Genomic DNA, 19,149 nt, shown 5'->3' on the forward strand with positions numbered 1-19,149 from the left:
GACTGTACCGATGTTAAACCGGTTAAAACAACTACAAAGTACAAGTAAATCTTATATTGGTATTCCAATCGTTTTACTGATGATATTGGCAATGGTTATCCTGCCCTTACCGCCTTTGCTGTTGGACTCTTTGTTCACTTTCAATATCGTGCTTGCGATTCTGGTTTTATTAGTGAGTACAACGGCAAAACGTCCGTTGGACTTTTCCATATTTCCAACCATATTGCTTGTCGCAACCCTACTACGTTTGACTCTAAACGTAGCATCTACGCGGATTGTATTGCTTGAAGGACATAATGGTGCCGAGTCTGCAGGTAAAGTCATTCAAGCATTTGGTGAAGTGGTAATCGGCGGAAACTATGTCGTTGGTATGGTGGTCTTTATCATCCTAATGATCATTAACTTTGTCGTCATTACCAAAGGTGGAGAACGAATTTCTGAAGTTTCTGCTCGATTCACTCTAGATGCTTTACCTGGCAAACAGATGGCAATAGATGCTGATATGAATGCCGGGTTGATCGATCAAGAGTCCGCTCGTCAACGCCGCCGAGAAGTAGCAAATGAAGCAGACTTCCACGGTTCAATGGACGGTGCATCTAAGTTTGTCCGTGGTGATGCAATCGCTGGATTGATGATCTTGTTTATAAACATTATTGGCGGTGTCGCTATTGGTGTATTTGAACACGGTATGGCTGCAGCCGAAGCCTTTAAAACTTATGCTCTACTTACCATAGGTGACGGTTTAGTTGCTCAGATCCCATCTCTCCTACTAGCAACGTCAGCAGCGATTATTGTTACGCGCATTAACGATAGCGATAACGATATGTCGCAAACAATGCACAAGCAGTTGCTCGCGACACCTTCGACGCTTTATACCGTAGCGTGCATTATGTTTGTTATCGGCATTGTTCCGGGTATGCCACACTTAGCTTTCTTCACTTTTGCTGTTGTTGTCGCTTTTGCCGGATGGCGTCAGAGCAAACTGCCGGTTGAAGACTCGCAGCTTGAAGAAGTGACTGCCCTTACAAAAGCGATGCGACAGGAAGAAGACGCACCGCTAAGCTGGGAAGATATACCCCATGTTCAGACTTTAGGTCTTTCCCTCGGTTATCGACTCGTTCATCTGATCAATAAAGAACAAGGCGCGCCCCTAACACAACGCATCAGAGGCGTACGCCGCAACTTATCAGAGCAAGTCGGGTTCCTGCTTCCAGAAGTGGGCATTAGAGATAACCTCAATCTTAAACCAAATCAGTACACTATTTCCCTAAACGGGGAAACGATAGAAGAAGGTTTTATAGAACCAGAACGCTTGATGGCAATTGCGGTAGGAGAAACCTACGGTGAGATCGACGGTATCATCGGTAGCGATCCTGCCTATCAGTTACCAGCGGTATGGATAGAACATAAGCAAAAAGCTCGGGCACTTAATATGGGCTATCAGGTTGTCGATGATGCGACAGTCGTTGCTACGCATATTAGTAAAGTTATGAAAACCAACCTTGCTGAGCTGTTTAATCATGATGATGTAGACGCGATGAATCAGCGTTTAACCGTTCAAGCACCGAAACTCGCAGAAGCACTCGCTGCGGCCTTGCGCCCTGCGCAACAACTCAAAGTATATCGTCAGCTTTTGTTGGATCAGGTTCCCCTGAAAGATATTCGAACCATTGCGAACACCATGCTTGAGTCCTGTGAAAATACAAAAGACCCAATCTTATTGGCCGCCGATATTCGCTGTGCATTACGCCGGACTTTGATTAACCTTTTAGCGGGTCAAAAACAGGAAATTAAAGTCTATGCATTATCTGACGAACTTGAGCAAATGCTCATGACTTCTTTGCAACAGGCTCAAGCTCGTGGCACCGTGATGCTAGATAGTTTTCCTGTTGAACCTAACATTCTGGGACAATTCCAACAGAATTTACCTCTCATTAGGCAACAAATGAAACAGCAAGGTATTCCTTCTATTCTGCTGGTTATGCCGCAATTAAGACCGTTAGTTGCAAGATACGCAAGAACGTTCGCGCATGGGCTAGCTGTGCTGTCATACAATGAGATTCCAGAAAACAAACAGATAAGTGTGGTAGGTAACCTTGGTTAAGCTATTTTCTTTTCAGACGCTGTTCCAATATCTCAGCGATCTTATCGAAAACAACGTCACTACCAATGACGACGCTTTGGTATTTGAAGCATTCAAACACAACGATATTCGTCACGCCTGTCAGGCAATCCGTGAAGCGAATACTGGTGAAGTTGAGTTTCAACACCTAACTTTGCGATTTGGTAGCCATGGCGAACAGAGTGTTTATCAGTTTCAATTATCAGAGAAAATGGCGTACTGCCTAGACTTGTACAGCCTTTACCTAGCGCTTCGTCAAACCAAATTCCAATTAGAAACTTTTCACCCGGATCTCATCAGTAATGTCGTCGTCCCTATTAAAGGTGAAACAATACTGTGGCCAGAAGGTAAACTATTTATCGAACAAGCTCTTGAGCATCATCAGCAGACATTTGCGCACATAGTTCCGTCAATACAGGTAGACTTTCCATTAACCTCTCCTGATGAACTTCAGGAACTAGTAAAACAAGTTCAAAAAACTGCGTATGCTGTTTGGTTTGAGCTCTATGCTCCATGTGACCAATTCGAACAAGTAGCGCTGTTCAAACCAGACATGATCAAACTTGCCGTGTCATTGGAAAATAAAGAAGACAGGCAAGCTTTTTTGCCAATCGCACGTTTCCTTCGACAATCACGTTACAAATGGGTAGCAGGTAGAGTTTCCAGCAAAATAGAACTAAACCAATATAAGTTGCTTGGCGCTAGTTACTATTTTGGTTACTTCAGCGATATCCCAATGTCTATGTCATTTAGAAACTTTAGCGATGCGGATAATGATACCTATTAATTAACGACGTTACATTTAATTAGCAAAGTTACTGACTGCCTCTATTCCCCCTACACTTTCCGCATCACTGACACATCAGTTGTTAGTAAAGGGGGAATCAAAATAATCTGAATAATAACCCTCACAAAGAAGACATATAAACCATTGAATTTTAATTACTTTTAAAATATTTCTTAATTTCTCTTAATTTTTAATTAATTTTCTCACTCGATCATCCGCCTCTAATTAGTGAACAGGGAAGTATCCCGAACCCAATAACATATTGAAACCACTTGAGGAATCGAACATGGCTTTATCAATGCAAACTAACTATGCTTCACTCGTTGCGCAAAACACGATCAGCGGTACGAACAACTTACTTAATACTGCGCTAGAACGTTTAAGCACAGGTTATCGCATCAACTCTGCAGCTGATGACGCAGCAGGCTTGGCTATTGCAACTAAACTAGAAGCTCAGACTCGTGGTATGTCGGTTGCAATGCGTAACTCTCAAGACGCAATCTCTATGCTCGAAACTGCTGACGGTGCTTTAGATGAACTATCTAACATCGCTTACCGTATGAAAGATCTAGCAACTCAAGCAGCTAACGGTACTTATGCCGATGGTGGTACAGAGCAAACTGCACTGGATGCAGAATACCAACAACTTGCTACCGAAATGACACGTATCATCGATCAAACAACTTACGGTTCAGGTACACACCTGCTTAACACCACTGACGGCATTATGGGTAGCAATGCAACTCTTCAATTCCAAATCGGTGCGTCTGCAGCAGAAACACTACAAGTTGATGCATCAACTGGTATTACAGCAATCGAAACAGCAATCACTGGTTTAGGTGCTTTAACTACTCAAGCTGGTGCGAATGGCGAAATTACTGTTATGGAAGGCATGTTCGACACAATCAGTAACCTACGCGGTACATTGGGTGCAAACATCAACCGTTTAGAACATACAGTTAACAACTTAGCGAACGTTTCTGAAAATACAACAGCAGCTAAAGGTCGTATCATGGATGCAGACTTCGCTGCAGAATCTTCAAACATGACTAAGAACCAAATGTTGATGCAAGCTGGTACAACGGTACTGTCTCAAACTAACCAAATTCCAGGCATGGCTGTTTCTCTACTACGCTAATTGCTCAACGATATACCTTAATAGAACCTCCCTTTATGGGAGGTTTTTTTATTTTTCACTCGCCGACTTACGTTTCACCACGTTGCATTTAATTTTACTCAAGACTATGTCGCCTAACGTTATTGAATAGCATGTGATTTTAAGTGGAAAAGCGGAACTCACCCTATGGAAACAGAGCTTCCGCCTTTATTAATTATCACACCTATCTATTTGTTTTATATAAATAATTTAACTGGCACGCATCTTGAAATATACGTTTATTCAAATCAGATATGTATAGCCAGATATAAGTAGCACTCAGACTGATATCAGGGAGAAAACAAATGAGTTCGATAGATCCAATAACTATGGCAACACAGCTTGCGACCTACGACGTGCAGGCATTTCAAACTCGTTATGATACACAGAACACTAAGTATCAATCTCAACTGACAGCACTGGGCAAGATTGAAACGGCTCTCAGAGATTTTCGCACCGCTATTAATGAAATAAACAATTCGACTAGCAGCATCGTAAAAAATAGTGCGACCGCCTCTTCTGATGGTTATCTTTCTGCGACAGCCGACGCTACGGCACTTTCAGGCAGTTACCAGTTTTTTGTTGAACAAATTGCAACGGCTCACCAAGTTTCCGCCGATATGCCAGTTAACTTAGATGCGAGCACTGTAGTGCCTTCAACAGGAACGCTCGATTTTAGTATCAATGGCGAAACTATGTCTTTAGACCTATCCACTATTGATAGTAATGGTGACGGTGTATCAACCATGGCGGAACTCGTCACTGCGATTAACAGTGACAGTAGCAACCCAGGCGTTAACGCCACGTTGGTACGCTCAAACGGCCAAACCTACTTTATGCTTTCCAGTGAAGAAACTGGCGTTAACAACACGATTAATGTTAGTGCTTCAGGTACAGGCCAAGCATGGTTTGAAAATGCTTTCGCTAATCTGACAGAAATTACCGCACCACAAGATGCGATCATTTGGGCCGGTGCCCAAGGATCCGGTCTCCAGTTAACCAGTAGTAGCAACACTTTCGAAAACGTTGTTGATGGTGTCGATATCACGGTATCTAAAGCACAAACATCGGGTGAGACGCCAATATCGATGACAGTTGCGCCGGATCAGGAAGGCACTACTGAACAGATGAATTCGATTATCAAAGCTTATAACAGCTTAATGTCGACTATAGACAAATACACCACTATCGGTGGAGAAGACACTGCCCGTGGTGTACTGGCAGGAGATTCAACCGTTCGTTCCATAGAAACTCAGCTCAAAACGATTATACGTGAGCAATTTTCTGGAATACGCCTCGCTGATCTTGGCATTGAAATCAGTCGTGATGGAAGTATGAGTATTGATAGCGACAAGTTCAAAGAAGCTCAGACGACCAATAGTCAGGCTTTGAACACCTTCTTCAATGGTGACGGTAATCTTTTAGATTCTATCGATGAAATGATGGAGCCCTATCTCCAGTTTTCAACAGGTATGTTTTCATCACGTAAAGATGCGTTACGCCAAACTCTCGATCGTATCAGCGATAGACAAGAAGCCTTAGAACGAAAATATGAGATGTCTTATAACCGCTACCTAAAACAATATACCCAAATGAACCAAATTATTACCCAAATGAATCAGACAATGTCGATGTTCGGCTAAGTCTGATCTAGGAGAGACTTTATGTTAATGGATTCTGGTTATGACTCATACCAACAAGTGGACTTAAACGCTCAAGCCGCAGCAGCAACTCCACACCAGTTGGTCGTTATGCTTATCGACGGTCTACTCGATGAAGTAGAACGCATCCGTGGCCACCTAGCTGAGGGGCGTTTAGCGGCCAAAGGCGCAGGCATAAGTAAATGTATGAACATTTTAATTGGTTTAGACAGTGCTCTCGACATGGAGAACGGCGGCGAGCTCGCTGAAAACCTACATCAGTTATACGACTTCTGCCAAATTGAGCTGTATCAAGCAAGCGTACAGAAAGACGTGCAACGCTTAACCAATGTTGAAACTGTGATGGGCAACATTAGAGAAGGATGGGTTAATTTTGGGCAACATGCGTAAGGTTTCAGCGGAGCGTTTCCGCTTTCTGACTCAACGGATAACCATAGCAACAAAGATGCAGGATTGGCGTGCTATTGCCCGCTACGATTCTGAGCTTAGTGAACTTTTAAGTGCGGGCAGAGACTCTCTAACAGATCCACGTATTGCCCCGCATGTTGCTGATGTAAAAGCTGCACATAAAGCGGCTTATCACGCTCTAAAAGAAGCGAGTTCAAAATTGGAAGCTCAAATGTCCAAGGTTAACGAGCAACAGGAAGGCACTTTGGCCTATCAGTTAGCGATGTCAATGGAGGACTAGTTTTTGCAAGGACTAACCACAACTCAACAAGCAACATCACCTGTAAAAGAGAATGCCTCTTTTACTAAATCAGTGCACCAGGCGCGTAGTTTTAATAGCGATGGGCAAGCGAACTCTGAAGTCTTTACTCTTGTTCAAATTCCATTTAATTCCGCATTGTCCAAAACGGAACATAAGCTTGCTGTGGATGATCATCCACACGCCACAGCGTCAGACGAGCAACAAGTCAGTGACGATACTCAGCAAGAGTTAAACATGTTGGTTCCGCCTACAGTTAATATTGTGCAAGAGATGAACAAACCTGAATCCAGAAGCAACGCACAAGCACAAGGTGTAATTGTATCTGGGTTTAATTTTGCCAATGGACAATATACTCAAGGCAGAAATATAACAGGGGCTGAAGCTGTCACATTAAACAACCAGATATCAGTTCCCCAAGCTACAAACGCGGATCAAGTTACAAGCGCGAGTGTATTGCAAACTCCGTTAACAAACCCAGAAGTTAACGGTAGGACATCAAATACGCCTATTGCAGACATCAAACTTGTCAGCGCAATCAATAGTGAGCTCAGTAACATAGGAGCCTCACCGCTATCTCCAACAGCACAATCAGCCCCCCTACACTCTTCATCTACTACAAACTTAACAGCAGGTGAAAACCGACCTGAATGGGCGACCTTACGCATTGAAACTCAAGCGGGTAAATGGGGCGAGCAAATGCTTCAGGTACTGCATGATCGTGTCACGCTACAAGCACAGCAAAACCTTCAGGAAGCTAAGATTCGTCTCGACCCACCGGATCTTGGAAAACTGGATTTGGTCGTTCGAATAGAAGGGGATCGTCTAAGTGTACAAATCAATGCGAATAACGCAGCGACACGAGAAGCCCTGATGCAGGTTTCGGATCGTTTACGTGCTGAACTTCAGGAACAAAATTTCGTCAATGTTGATGTTAACGTCGGCTCAGATCAACGCAATCAACAACAAAGTCAAAGCTTTGAAGAGCAAAACAGCAGAATTTATAAAGCGAAAGAAACCTCTTCAGACCAAGACTATACACCAACGTCTGAACATTGGCTCAGTGCACAAGCCTAAAGCGAATATCCTAGGAAATAGTTATGTCCAAAAAACAAATTATCACAATGTTTATCATGCTACTTGTCACTAACATGCTCGTTACAGGTGGTATCGTTTTTGGCGGTATTATGTATCTAAAATCCCCGAACAATGGCGAATCAAATAACTGGTTTGCTCAATCCCCATTGTCTTTTCTAACCTACAACTCGCCAGAAGGTGCTCAAGCTCCAAGCTTTCGTTCGCTAGAGAAAGTAGTACTCAGTATTAAGGGGGAAAAACAAAATCATTTCCTTATGCTTGAAATTGCCGTGGAAACCAGATACCCGGAAGCTATTGAAAACATAAACGATTATATGCCTGTTGTTCACAACTCAATGATCAAACTGTTTAGTGATAAAACCTATGAGGACATTCAGCAAGACGGCATCATCGACAAATTGCAGAACGAAGTGAAACAGTCCGTTCTTTCAGCGTTTGATAAAACAGATATTCTTCATAACATCGACGATGTACTTCTTACTAAATTTGTCGTGCAGTAAGGTCGGAACGTATGTTGGACATGCAGTATCAAGACGCTTACAGTCACTCAGAAGACATAAACACCCCTGCTGTTGCCATTGATGAAAATTACCTACTCAATCAATATCAACATCTAGTGAAAAGGGTCTCTAATCAATTACGCGTTCATGCCAATACCCATTGCAGTGTCGAAGACATGCAACAAATCGGGTTAATCGGCTTGCTCGAAGCAGGACGCCGCTATGGTGACATTGAGGACCCCAACTTTCCTGCGTTCGCCGTATGCCGTATCCGAGGAGCGATTCTAGATGAACTTCGCCGGCTAGACTGGCGCTCAAGAAAGACACGACAAGATGCACACCAACTTAATGATATTACTCGTGACTTAACGAGAAAACTCGGAAGACAACCGTCTGAAAGCGAGATTATTCAGGCCTTGGGAACCAACGGGGAAGACTATCATTATCGTCTAAATGCGTTAGTTGCAGGTGAAATGCAAAGCCTCGATCAACTGATTGAAAACGGCGTTGAGCATTTTTCCGAAGACGGCTACGACAGCATTTCACATGAACATACTCGTCGAAGCTTGGAACGATCAGTAGAGCAGCTTAATAAACGCGACCAACTACTGCTAACGCTGTTTTATCAACATGAACTTAACCTTAACGAAATTGCGCTCGTACTCGATTTAACACCGGCCCGTGTTTGTCAGTTACACAAACAGGCGCTCAACCAACTCAATCATCATTTGTCTTCTTAGGAGTCACTTATGCAAAAGTTTCTTGGCGCCGTCATTATTTTATTATGTGTATTTGGCGGCTATATGTGGGCTGGCGGCAGCCTAATTGCTATTTGGCAACCAGCTGAATTCCTTATCATTATTGGTGCAGCTTTAGGTTCAATTATCATTGGTAATCCGCCTCATGTGATTAAGGAAATACGTCTTCAGTTACGTATGATTTTGCGTCAACCCAAAGACGAACAGAAATACTACATGGAGCTGATGGCTTTACTACAGATTCTTCTGGAGACTGTGCGTACCAGCGGATTTAAATCTCTGGACCAACATATTGAAAACCCACAAAGCAGCGCCATATTTTCTCGCTATCCCCGTATTGCTCAAGACTATAGAGTCGTCGCCTTCATTGCAGACAACCTTCGTCTTATGGCAATGGGACAGATGTCACCTCATGAGCTTGAAGGATTACTCGAACAGGAAATAGACGCTGTTCAGGCGGATTTAATGGTGCCATCAAGATCGATTCAACGTACAGCCGAAGCTTTACCGGGATTTGGTATTTTGGCGGCTGTAGGCGGCATTATCATTACAATGCAATCAATTGACGGTTCTATCGCCCTTATCGGACATCATGTTGCAGCTGCACTTGTTGGCACCTTTATCGGTATTTTTGGTTGTTACTGCTGCTTAGACCCACTAAGTAATGCTATGGCTCAAAGAGTTAAACGCAATATGTCTGCTTTCGAATGTATTCGGGCAAGCCTTGTGGCATACGTTGCAAAAAAACCTACGCTACTTTCGATTGATGCTGGCCGTAAACACATTCAGTTAGACATCAAGCCAACGTTTAATGAAATGGAAAAATGGCTAACCGAGCAGGAGGTATAATGCAAAAGGAGCATATAGTGTTCAAACGCGCTAAGGCGCATGAACACGATGAATACCACGGGGGAGCCTGGAAAGTTGCGTTCGCAGATTTCATGATCGCCCTAATGGCGCTATTCCTCGTACTGTGGATCATGCAGGTTTCCAACGAGAAAGAAAGACAAGCTATCGTCGCTCAAATTGCGAAAGCCAGCATTTTTGAAAGCGCTGGAAACCCTTTTGACACGTCACAAAGTTTGTCTCCTATTGATTTGGAAACCAATTCATCGACAGTGCCAAGCAAAGCAGATTCCAATCATACTGTTACTTCGTTTTATAGTGGCGACGGTGAAGGACCTGAATCTGATTCATTGATTGATGGAACCTTCGATACTCAAGAAGAGTTGGCATTGCTCGCTAAAGTGATCGAAAACATGATCAAACAGATAAATGCCGAAGGTAATGTGTTCGTTTCCGTAACACCACAAGGTTTACGCATCGTTCTACAAGATGACTTCCGACAACATATGTTTGATCGTGGGGGTACAGAATTAACACCGTACTTTGAAGATTTGCTGTTGGCTCTGGCTCCTATATTTCAACGTGTGAAAAACTCTTTGATTATCAGTGGGCACACTGACTCCGTTGCTTTTAAGCGCGCATTTAGTCATAACACCAACTGGGAATTATCAGCAAATCGAGCCAATATCGCTCGTCAAACTTTAGTTGCTGGAGGCATGCCGGAAGAACGCGTGTTACAAGTGACCGGGATGTCAAATCGAGCGCTACTTAATCCAGAAAATCCTAATGGCAGTGAAAACCGCCGAATTGAGCTGTTCATCCTCACTACGACCGCATCACTAGTATTGGAAACACTGTTTAAAAGCGAAGACAATGAGCTTGAAAAGGCGAAGGACAAAGCCGACTTTAATCAACCTGTCTTACGTCAGGAAGCAATTAACTACCCTGTAGAAGTTGATAGCACAAACAGAAATCTCCAAAAATCTTAAACATATCATTACCCTCTGGGCCCTAATTACACACCAGAGGGTGATCTTTTTAAGCGTCTTATAACTTTACTGAGTACACCATGGATCGACACAACAACGAGAGCTGTGAAAAAGCCAATCTTAAAAAAACGCTTTTATGGCTCATTGTTGTTGATTATTTTTTACTGGCTACCTTTCTTTTCCAGCTAACCCATTTAACTATCAATAGTGGCACTTCGATAAGTCTTCTACTTGTTTTATACAATGTCATATTGACTGGCCTTTGCTTCATGCAAACCACCAAATACGAAACCTATATCATTTATCCGACTATCACAGCGACGCTGCTGTCGTTCATCTATTTCCTTTACTTCTTCTTTCTGATTTAAGTGAGTTGGAAGCTTTAAAATAAAGCCTCCACAGTTGCGGAAATTTGGTGAAGATTCGCGCATTAGACTATCGTCAATGCAGAGATAGGTTTGCATCATTATCTGAGTATCGGTAAACTTTGCCGCTTTTCTACGCCACCTTAACTAAGCCACTTTACGAGCAGAGCGAATACCATGAAACGAGTTGTTTTATACGTCAAAGACAAGTGCCCACATTGCAAAGACGCACAACGATACCTTGATTCTAAAGGGATAAAATACCGCTTATGTAACGCAAAAATGGAACGTGGGCGCAAAGAACTCGACGCTATGGGAGCTCGTAGTGTGCCTGTGCTGAAAATTGGCGATCGGGTAATGATTGGCTGGAACCCGAGTAATTTCGACCGCATGTATGGAAAAGGCTAACAACTACCACGCCTAATGGCCTAAACGTATTTTTTCACGAACTCAATAAAGGTTCTGTCCGCATTGGACAAGTAACCTTCTTTTCTCCAAGCCAGTGCCAAATCTAAATAGACGGGCGGATTAAACGGTATCGCCCGAATTTCTGATTCGTGGTCAGTCACCAACTCTAGTAATGCGGTAATCGCGTACTCATGTTTCACAATGCTAAGAATCATGGGCAATAAGTTGGTTTCAAACGATATATTGGCTGTTAACTTGTGTTCTTTACACGTGTTGTCGATGAAGTCGCGATGGAAATAGCCCGGCTTGAACATCACCAGTTCATGGTCAAAAAATTCTTTAAATTCAATTTCTTTCTTCTCGGCAAGCTCATGCTCTTTCCCCACTACAGCAACCATTTGCGAAGACAAAAGAGGGTCAACTTCAAGATCTGGCGGAAGATCGTGATTGAGGATAACGCCAATGTCGAGTTCACCATTGAGCAGCATTTTGCGAATCGACTGAGTACCCGCTTCCACCATAGTCATCTTTAAGTTGGGAAAGTAACTCTTAAACGCCATGATGATTTCAGGAAAGAAGTACGAGCCCATCATACTGGGTGTCCCAAGCCGAACTTCACCTTTCACTAAACCTTTTAGCTCATCTACGGCCAGCTGCGCGTCTTCCAGTTGTCGTAATATCCTTAACGCGTGTTCAAGCAGCACTTCACCTTCATGAGTAAGACTGACCTTTCTTTCATCACGCCTAAATAAAGTGACGCCCAATTGTTGTTCAAACTTCTTAATCGCAATACTTAAAGCGGGTTGAGCAATATGCAAAGCACTTGCAGCATGGGTGAAGCTTTGATGCTGTGCGACTTCGACAAAATATTTAAGGTGACGAGTTTCCATAATATCAGCGAGTAGTTATCTATAAATTATTTATATCGCGATTATAGTTTTAATATATTTTATTAATTTCTTTTTCACTGATAATTTGTGATCGTCTTCCAGTTTTACTCACCTAATGGTTTGTTGAGAGCACTATGATCGAATTACAAAGTCCGCAGTACAAGAAAGTTACTTTTGCTCTCGCATTTGGCTCATTCCTCGTATTCTGCAATCTCTATCTGTTTCAACCCATGCTTCCCTATATGGCTAAGCACTTTGCGGTATCTGAAACGCAGATCAACTGGCTGTTTGCAGCTTCCACGTTCGCACTTTCCGTCTGTTTAGTGCCTTGGGCTATTACCTCAGAAGCGATAGGACGTCGAAGAGTCATGCTGCTCGGTTTATTCGCAATGCCTTTTATCAGCCTAGTGATGTTAATCAGCGGCGAATTTTGGGTAATGGTTGCAGCGAGAGCACTACTTGGCGTCGCATTGGCGGCCTTTGCCTCTGTCGCCGTTGCCTATATGGTGGAAGAACTTTCACCTCAAGCATTTAGCAAAGCTATCGGCGGATATATTGCGGCGAATTCCTTAGGTGGGATCAGCGGACGTATATTCGGTGGTTTGCTGACCGATGCTTTGGGCTGGCAACAAGCCCTTATTATTGCGGCTATCTTTACTTTGCTGGGTGCGGTTTTGGTTTTAATTCTGTTACCTGTTCAGAAGAATTTCAAACCACAGCGCGGCCTTTTCTTCCACCACAATCGAGCGTTGGTAAAACACCTCTCAAACAAAACACTTTGGTTTGCGATGCTCATCGGTGGCGCTAACTTCGCTTTGTTCGTCAATCTTTATTCGGTTATGGGATTCAGACTGGTGAGTGAACCTTATAACCTGCCTATTGGTTTAGCGTCACTGATCTTCGTTTGTTACTTGGCCGGTACCTTGAGCTCAAAATTAACCTCCAACTGGAGCAGACGCTTCTCTCCGATTTCAGGAATGGTCGCTGGCGGTTTTATCAGTCTTAGCGGCATGATCGTGGCGATTATCGATTCCATTCCTATGATGCTTATTGGCTTGATGTTGATTAGCTTTGGGGCGTTCTTCACTCATACTCTGGCTTATGCTTGGGTAAGTCAAAAAGCAACCGAAGCAAAAGCGACCGCAACCGCTTTATATCTGTCTCATTATTATATCGGTGGTAGTTTGGGTGGATTCTACTTGCTCTATTTTTGGCAACACAGTGGATGGACTATGGTTGCCGCAGCAGGTTTGGTTATCTACGCTTTGATGTTTGCCTTATGTTGGAAACTAAGCCAGACAGCACGCACCCCAATAGCGGGGCAATCAGTGGTGCTCAATTCAACCCACTAAACTGTGTTATGCTTGCGGCAAATAATAGCACCGACACAGAAATATGAGCTCAGCAACTGATAATAAAACTATCACACAACAAGTTAATCAATGGTTGAATGACGTGGTAATAGGGCTAAATCTTTGCCCTTTTGCCGCCAAACCACAACGCAACAAGCAAATTAAAATTTTCGTCAGTGAAGCGGCTAGCGAACAGAACTTGCTGCAAGATATCCTAGACCAGTTACTAGAATTAGATACCAAAGAGCCCTGCGAGCTTGAAACTACTCTCGTTGTGGTTCCGAATATGCTCAATGACTTTGTTGACTACAACTTTTTTATTGATTGGGTTGAAGCACTGATCAAGCAGCAAGATTGGGAAGGTATTTTCCAAGTTGCGACTTTCCATCCTGATTACTATTTCGCAGGAACCGATCCTGAGGACGCTGAGAACCTGACTAACCGTTCGCCATACCCAATCTTTCACCTTATTCGTGAAGAGAGCATGGAAAAGGTTCTCAAGCACTACCCAAATCCAGAAGATATTCCGGATATCAATATTGAGCGAGTAAGTAACCTCAGCCCTGAAGAACGGAAGAAGTTATTTCCTTATTTGTTTTGATTTTTTGAATAGATAGATGTAAAAGGCCGGAGATAACTCCGGCCTTTTTGTTTAACTAAATGACTAGTCCACTTTCAGAGTGTACTCTTGATTGTTAAACAGAACAGATACGATATCACCCGACACAATGTGTGAATCCGCACCGAAACTGCCTGCTGAGAGCAAAGCATTGTTCTGGTCAGCAACACTGATGGTCGCGGAACCATCTCCATTAGCGGTAATGGATAATGAAGAACTCTCTGAGTCTAGATAAGCTTGGATTGCATCATGATCACCAGAGTTATCAATGTTAAGAAGTTCTGAAATATCAACAATATCTTCTTGGACGTTAAAATCCATAATCGTATCTGAGCTATTTGAACCTTCTATAACAAATACATCGCTACCGGCTCCACCTGTTAATTGGTCATGCCCGCTGCCACCAATGAGAACGTCATTGCCAGCCCCACCAACAAGAATATCATTGCCCAAACCACCATAGAGGTAATCTTGGCCTTGCCCACCATCTAGATAATCACGACCTGACTCTCCCGACAATGAATCATCACCTTGCTGACCATATAGCTTGTCATCACCAGATCCGCCTGACAGTGAATCCTGACCTGAGCCGCCATCTAAGATGTCCTTGCCACTGCCTCCGATCAAGTGATCATCACCTTCTCCACCTTCCAGCCAATCATCACCAGAACCACCAAACAAATGATCTTGAGCTCCTAAACCTTGAATATGGTCGTTGGCCGCGGTACCAACTAGGTCGTCATCATCGTTACTGATACCGACTAAGTTAACGTAATCGGTAACTTCTACGTTATAGCCTGAATAGGTTGGATATACCTCACTACCAAGCAGTTCATAACCAGAACCATCATTTAGGGAAACCTCCAGGACATACCTACCACCTTGGTCCCAATAGATAACTTCAATTTGGTGAATACCATTTTCATCGACACTAAAAGTAAATTCTTCAGACCTCACGGACGTGTTCGAATCAAATGAGGCTACAGTACGCCCATCAATGATGATTCTATAGCCGTCATCTGCATTTACTTTTATTGAATATGTTCCCGCATCTAGCGCAACACCACCAGTAAGACGAACCACAGCATCGTTTGAATCTGTCTTGTTCTTAAACTCTACTGATTGAGCATCATCACCCAACCATGATTCGAGATTCGTTGATTCATTCCACCAATTGTAATCACCAAGATCATCCCAGTCCTGACCAATGTAACTGATTTCAGAAGAAGTAAACGTAGCGTTAGCGTTCTGATGTTCGGTTACGTAGACAGCTTGAGCAATCGTGCCAAGTTGATAACCTACGTTATAGAACTCACCTTTTAATCCAGATGTGAAATCGTTGTCTGTTCCGGTATTTGGTGAAATAGACGATACGATATCTCCATCTGCATCAACGACATCATAGGTTATCTCAACGGAATCACCCTCTGCCAGTTCAGCAAACTGTCTATAAGACCACTCACCTGTGCTCGAATTAAGTTCAATTTCAAAAACTTTATCGCCATGGCTATCTACCCAGACTTGAGTTTTTACCCCATCCACAACATCAGTAGACCCTAAGGTTACAGTTAAACCATCCGCCGTTTTAATATTTGTATCGGCTACACCTGTTAACGTAATTACACCAGCGCCATCCGCCCCAAAATCAGCGGTAATAGTTCCTTCATCGGTCGCAATTACAGGATCGACAATTAAACTTTCAAACGACACAGATTTAATTGAGTAATCACTGTTGTCTGAACACCAACCATTATCGTTTGTCACAGCTTCAAATCGTACTTCATCGAAACCAGATGCAACATTAAAGCTAGCCGAATAATTGCCATTGCCATGAGTGGCAATCAGGTCTTCTTCCTGTACAACGTTGCCACCTAATAAGAAGATGATCTTACCTTTCTCACCCTCATTGGAGTAGAACTCAGCCAAACTCACCTGCATTCCATAGGCGACTTTGTTACCCAACTCCATGACTATCTTTTCTGAATTACCATACTGATAATCGATTTCACCATCAGTTCTGTCGTTAATGATTCCAAAGACTGATGACGATTTGACTCCCATACCACTGTCATTGGAGAAGGTTAACTCTTCATGATGAGTTCCAAGCAAGCCGACTGCATATACAAAGACTGAGTTCCCTGAGTTTGTATCAATAAAGGTGTAGGCATTATTGCTGTGACAACCTGAATCATTTGGTCGTTGAGTAAAGTTGAAGTCTCCCAAAGAAACCGTTGTTGTTTCATTATGTTCAACTGCATCGACAACGATATTTACTGGAACGTCTGGAGAATCGTCTTCTACTGTCACTGTAATAGAATCTTTGACAGTATTTGTACCATCAGAAACTTCTACACCAACATCAAAAGACAACGTATCTTCTGCTGTTTTATCTGCGTGATCTAATGAACCCAACAAAGTGACAGTGTAGCTGTATGAACTAGGATTCGAAGAATCCTGAGATAGGCTGATTACCAGTATGGTTTCATTACCAGCTTTACCGACTAGATTTCCATTTTCAGTTGACCATTCAATGGCGACATTGTTGGAGTATAAAGCCACATCTGGAGCAGTCAGAGAGACCGACAGATCGCTACTATCTGTGTCAACATCACTTACAGAAAATGTACCTTTAGCAATAGAATCGTTAGTTGTGTCAGGAGTACCTTCAGAATCTGGGTTAGCATTCAGAGCAGACAAGCCTTCTTCCGAGACGACTACACTATCTTGACCGCTTTCGAATGTAATAACAGGCGCATCATCAACTGGATATTCACCGTTAATGGTTAGCGTTGCTGTGTCACTGCCACCATCACCATCTTCTACTGTGTATGTGAATTGTTCTTCAAAGCTGGTCTTAGGATCGGAATCATCATCGTCAGTATCCGCATAGGTCACAGAGGAAATACCATCGAATCTATAGAAGTCTTTTCCATTTTTGCTGTCGTGTACACCGAGTACAACGTAACCAATATCGCCCTCTTCAGATTCGATTGCAGCAGTGGTCTTTGACCCTTGACTACTTAATGTGTAGGTATAATCCTCACCATTCTTTAGTAATTTACCTTCAGAGTCATAAACAGAAATAGTAATTTCTGATTGTTTCACCTCACTTAGAGATAAAGTAACGGCAGTCGCTGAACCTTTAAGATCAACAATTAATGATTCACCTTCACTAAGCTTACTTTCGTTTCCTTCACCAACGCCTGTTCCTGAACCATTTGAATTGGTGTTGCTTTCTTGGCTTTCTAGATCAGCGATATATTCTTCAATGGTTGACTGATTACTACTGCTAACGCCATACATCATGATGTTATCGATAGAACCTGTACTACCGTTATCGTTGCTATCATTGTTGTCTGAATAGGCGTTTGCTTCAAATGTGTAGCTACCGTCATGATAAATAGAAAGCACACCAGAAGGAGTTGTAATCTGAACCCCATTGCTATCATCTACTAAGTAGTCAACACCTTTGTAATTGACGGAGGTAACCTTTAGTTCTTCGTGTGGTGTGTCAACATCTGTATCATTATCTAGCACATTACCTACAACCGAAGATTGCCCCTCCGTTACAGTACCTTTATCATCTTCAGCTACTGGAGGATCGTTTTCAGGAGTAACATTTACTGTAACAGTGGCTGTATCAACACCTCCCTTACCGTCACTTATTGTGTAGGCAAAGCTATCTACACCACTAAAATTACTGTTTGGCTGATAAACAATAGTGCCGTTCACTAAAGTGACCGTACCGTTATGTTCAGAAGTCGCTGAAACCGATGTAATCGATATCGCATCACCATCTGGGTCAGAGTCATTTGCTAACAATTCAGCGACATCAATCGTTAAAGCTGTGTCCTCAGTTGTCACTAGATCAGCATCTATAACACCAGTTACAACAATATTATCTACCAGTGCACCATAGCTATCACTTTTACCTGAACCGGATAGAATCAAATCTGTACTACCATCTTCCGATATTGGAAAAGTTCCGCTGATATGGTACCAACCATTATTATCTGGTCCCTGGATTGCAACAGAAACTCCATCATGAGATGCACTAACAGTACCGTCAGCAGAAACAAATACTAAAACTGTTCCAACAGCAAATGTCATATTTGAAGACGAATTACCATCATGACGAGGGTTGTAGTCAAACTCTACTCGAACACTGTCTTGTCCAGTGGTATCAATTGTTGTCTTTATTGAAGTATTAACATTAGCATCCAGCTCTGCATAATAGTTGCCATCACTAGCATTAGTTACCACACCATCAGTTTGAATTTCTAAACCACGGCTTGACTGCCATGCACTGGTTGCTTCTAATTCCTCGTTGGACAGAATTGTCCAACGACCGGATGACAGCGAAACCATTTCCTCAAAAGATTCAGTAAACAATACTGTTTCTTGAGAAGATGAGTAGATGTCGTCTACTGCTATAGGCGCGTCGTTCACCGGGTTGACCGTCACTGCCACCGTGGCCGTGTCAAAACCGCCTTGACCGTCACTGACGGTGTATTCGATTGTCGCCACACCGTGGGCGTTCGCCGCTGGCGTGAATTTCAGCTCGCCATTGACAATCTCCACCGTGCCGCTTACCGCACTGCTCTCCGACACTTTCGCCTCATAAATACTCAGCGTGTCGCCGTCCACATCGGTGTCGTTCGCCAACACATTGATGCTGACCGCTGTGTCTTCGTTGGTGCTGATGGCGTCGTTCTTCGCCACCGGGTCGTCGTTGACAGGAGTGACAACCACTTTCACATTAGCCGTATCCGTGTCACCATCCGCATCGGCCACGTTATAACTGAAGCTGGTGTTACCGTGGTAGTTTGCATCCGGTTTGAACGTTACGTTACCTTCGGCGTCCACGATCACCGTGCCGTGTTTAACATCAA

The 19,149-nt window shown here is 43.1% G+C and carries 17 protein-coding genes; 15 read left to right on the top strand and 2 right to left on the bottom strand.

The window, feature by feature from the left end; genetic code table 11:
• Positions 1-10: 10 nt before the first annotated feature.
• The 13 genes from L3V23_RS18995 (at position 11) to L3V23_RS19055 (ending at position 11,396) form a co-directional block, all read left to right on the top strand.
• On the top strand, positions 11-2,104 hold the full coding sequence (locus tag L3V23_RS18995) for a flagellar biosynthesis protein FlhA (RefSeq protein ID WP_102967010.1): 2,094 nt from the start codon (positions 11-13) through the stop codon (positions 2,102-2,104).
• Positions 2,097-2,909, top strand: coding sequence for an EAL domain-containing protein (locus L3V23_RS19000; RefSeq protein WP_042488797.1), 813 nt, complete (start codon positions 2,097-2,099; stop codon positions 2,907-2,909). Before L3V23_RS18995 ends, L3V23_RS19000 begins: the two co-directional genes overlap by 8 nt.
• Before the next feature lie 286 nt (positions 2,910-3,195).
• The gene (gene lafA / locus L3V23_RS19005; RefSeq protein ID WP_042488801.1) at positions 3,196-4,047 is read left to right on the top strand and encodes a lateral flagellin LafA; all 852 of its coding nucleotides are present in this window, start codon (positions 3,196-3,198) and stop codon (positions 4,045-4,047) included.
• A 323-nt stretch (positions 4,048-4,370) separates the two neighbouring features.
• Complete coding sequence (gene fliD / locus L3V23_RS19010) at positions 4,371-5,708, top strand: flagellar filament capping protein FliD (protein ID WP_102967009.1); 1,338 nt, start codon at positions 4,371-4,373, stop codon at positions 5,706-5,708.
• A 21-nt stretch (positions 5,709-5,729) separates the two neighbouring features.
• Entirely contained in the window at positions 5,730-6,116 is a 387-nt protein-coding gene (gene fliS, locus L3V23_RS19015; protein ID WP_042488807.1) for a flagellar export chaperone FliS, read from the top strand.
• A complete protein-coding gene (locus L3V23_RS19020) occupies positions 6,100-6,414 on the top strand; it encodes a hypothetical protein (RefSeq protein WP_042488809.1) in 315 nt (104 codons plus the stop codon). Before fliS ends, L3V23_RS19020 begins: the two co-directional genes overlap by 17 nt.
• Positions 6,415-6,417: 3 nt before the next feature.
• Positions 6,418-7,509 (top strand): flagellar hook-length control protein FliK, encoded by a 1,092-nt coding sequence (locus L3V23_RS19025; RefSeq protein ID WP_237292775.1) that lies wholly within the window; start codon positions 6,418-6,420, stop codon positions 7,507-7,509.
• 23 nt (positions 7,510-7,532) lie between these two features.
• Positions 7,533-8,030: a flagellar basal body-associated FliL family protein gene (locus L3V23_RS19030; protein WP_102967008.1), complete on the top strand. Its 498-nt coding sequence runs from the start codon at positions 7,533-7,535 to the stop codon at positions 8,028-8,030.
• 11 nt (positions 8,031-8,041) lie between these two features.
• Complete coding sequence (locus L3V23_RS19035; protein WP_102967007.1) at positions 8,042-8,770, top strand: FliA/WhiG family RNA polymerase sigma factor; 729 nt, start codon at positions 8,042-8,044, stop codon at positions 8,768-8,770.
• A gap of 9 nt (positions 8,771-8,779) precedes the next feature.
• Positions 8,780-9,637 carry a flagellar motor stator protein MotA gene (motA, locus tag L3V23_RS19040; protein ID WP_042488823.1) on the top strand — a complete coding sequence of 286 codons (858 nt, stop codon included), beginning with the start codon at positions 8,780-8,782 and terminating at the stop codon, positions 9,635-9,637.
• The gene (locus L3V23_RS19045) at positions 9,637-10,623 is read left to right on the top strand and encodes a flagellar motor protein MotB (RefSeq protein WP_042488827.1); all 987 of its coding nucleotides are present in this window, start codon (positions 9,637-9,639) and stop codon (positions 10,621-10,623) included. Before motA ends, L3V23_RS19045 begins: the two co-directional genes overlap by 1 nt.
• An 80-nt stretch (positions 10,624-10,703) precedes the next feature.
• A complete protein-coding gene (locus tag L3V23_RS19050) occupies positions 10,704-10,991 on the top strand; it encodes a hypothetical protein (RefSeq protein ID WP_042488830.1) in 288 nt (95 codons plus the stop codon).
• 174 nt (positions 10,992-11,165) lie between these two features.
• A complete protein-coding gene (locus tag L3V23_RS19055; RefSeq protein WP_102955196.1) occupies positions 11,166-11,396 on the top strand; it encodes a glutaredoxin family protein in 231 nt (76 codons plus the stop codon).
• A 20-nt stretch (positions 11,397-11,416) separates the two neighbouring features.
• On the opposite strand, the gene L3V23_RS19060 is transcribed toward L3V23_RS19055, so the two are convergent.
• Positions 11,417-12,286 carry a LysR substrate-binding domain-containing protein gene (locus L3V23_RS19060; RefSeq protein WP_102942350.1) on the bottom strand — a complete coding sequence of 290 codons (870 nt, stop codon included), beginning with the start codon at positions 12,284-12,286 and terminating at the stop codon, positions 11,417-11,419.
• Between the two features lie 134 nt (positions 12,287-12,420).
• Between L3V23_RS19060 and L3V23_RS19065 the strand changes: the two genes are divergently transcribed.
• Both L3V23_RS19065 and L3V23_RS19070 read left to right on the top strand, forming a co-directional pair.
• Positions 12,421-13,638: an MFS transporter gene (locus L3V23_RS19065; RefSeq protein ID WP_102967006.1), complete on the top strand. Its 1,218-nt coding sequence runs from the start codon at positions 12,421-12,423 to the stop codon at positions 13,636-13,638.
• A gap of 43 nt (positions 13,639-13,681) precedes the next feature.
• Positions 13,682-14,239, top strand: a complete 558-nt coding sequence (locus L3V23_RS19070) for a DUF1415 family protein (RefSeq protein WP_102967005.1) — start codon at positions 13,682-13,684, stop codon at positions 14,237-14,239.
• A gap of 63 nt (positions 14,240-14,302) precedes the next feature.
• Here the strand turns inward: L3V23_RS19070 and L3V23_RS19075 are convergent.
• The coding region (locus L3V23_RS19075; RefSeq protein ID WP_237292777.1) for a tandem-95 repeat protein at positions 14,303-19,149 on the bottom strand (4,847 nt) is incomplete at its 5' end.

Origin of the sequence: Vibrio sp. A1-b2, assembly GCF_021726015.1 — a bacterium.
GTDB classification, from domain to species: Bacteria; Pseudomonadota; Gammaproteobacteria; order Enterobacterales; family Vibrionaceae; genus Vibrio; species Vibrio diazotrophicus.

Excerpts from the sequence above, each read along its gene's own strand:
- L3V23_RS19070 (WP_102967005.1), top strand. The coding sequence starts at position 13,682 with ATGAGCTCAGCAACTGATAATAAAACTATCACACAACAAGTTAATCAA.
- fliD (WP_102967009.1), top strand. The coding sequence starts at position 4,371 with ATGAGTTCGATAGATCCAATAACTATGGCAACACAGCTTGCGACCTAC.
- L3V23_RS19050 (WP_042488830.1), top strand. The coding sequence starts at position 10,704 with ATGGATCGACACAACAACGAGAGCTGTGAAAAAGCCAATCTTAAAAAA.
- fliS (WP_042488807.1), top strand. The coding sequence starts at position 5,730 with ATGTTAATGGATTCTGGTTATGACTCATACCAACAAGTGGACTTAAAC.
- lafA (WP_042488801.1), top strand. The coding sequence starts at position 3,196 with ATGGCTTTATCAATGCAAACTAACTATGCTTCACTCGTTGCGCAAAAC.
- L3V23_RS19030 (WP_102967008.1), top strand. The coding sequence starts at position 7,533 with ATGTCCAAAAAACAAATTATCACAATGTTTATCATGCTACTTGTCACT.
- L3V23_RS18995 (WP_102967010.1), top strand. The coding sequence starts at position 11 with ATGTTAAACCGGTTAAAACAACTACAAAGTACAAGTAAATCTTATATT.
- L3V23_RS19035 (WP_102967007.1), top strand. The coding sequence starts at position 8,042 with ATGTTGGACATGCAGTATCAAGACGCTTACAGTCACTCAGAAGACATA.
- motA (WP_042488823.1), top strand. The coding sequence starts at position 8,780 with ATGCAAAAGTTTCTTGGCGCCGTCATTATTTTATTATGTGTATTTGGC.
- L3V23_RS19055 (WP_102955196.1), top strand. The coding sequence starts at position 11,166 with ATGAAACGAGTTGTTTTATACGTCAAAGACAAGTGCCCACATTGCAAA.
- L3V23_RS19045 (WP_042488827.1), top strand. The coding sequence starts at position 9,637 with ATGCAAAAGGAGCATATAGTGTTCAAACGCGCTAAGGCGCATGAACAC.
- L3V23_RS19065 (WP_102967006.1), top strand. The coding sequence starts at position 12,421 with ATGATCGAATTACAAAGTCCGCAGTACAAGAAAGTTACTTTTGCTCTC.
- L3V23_RS19060 (WP_102942350.1), bottom strand. The coding sequence starts at position 12,286 with ATGGAAACTCGTCACCTTAAATATTTTGTCGAAGTCGCACAGCATCAA.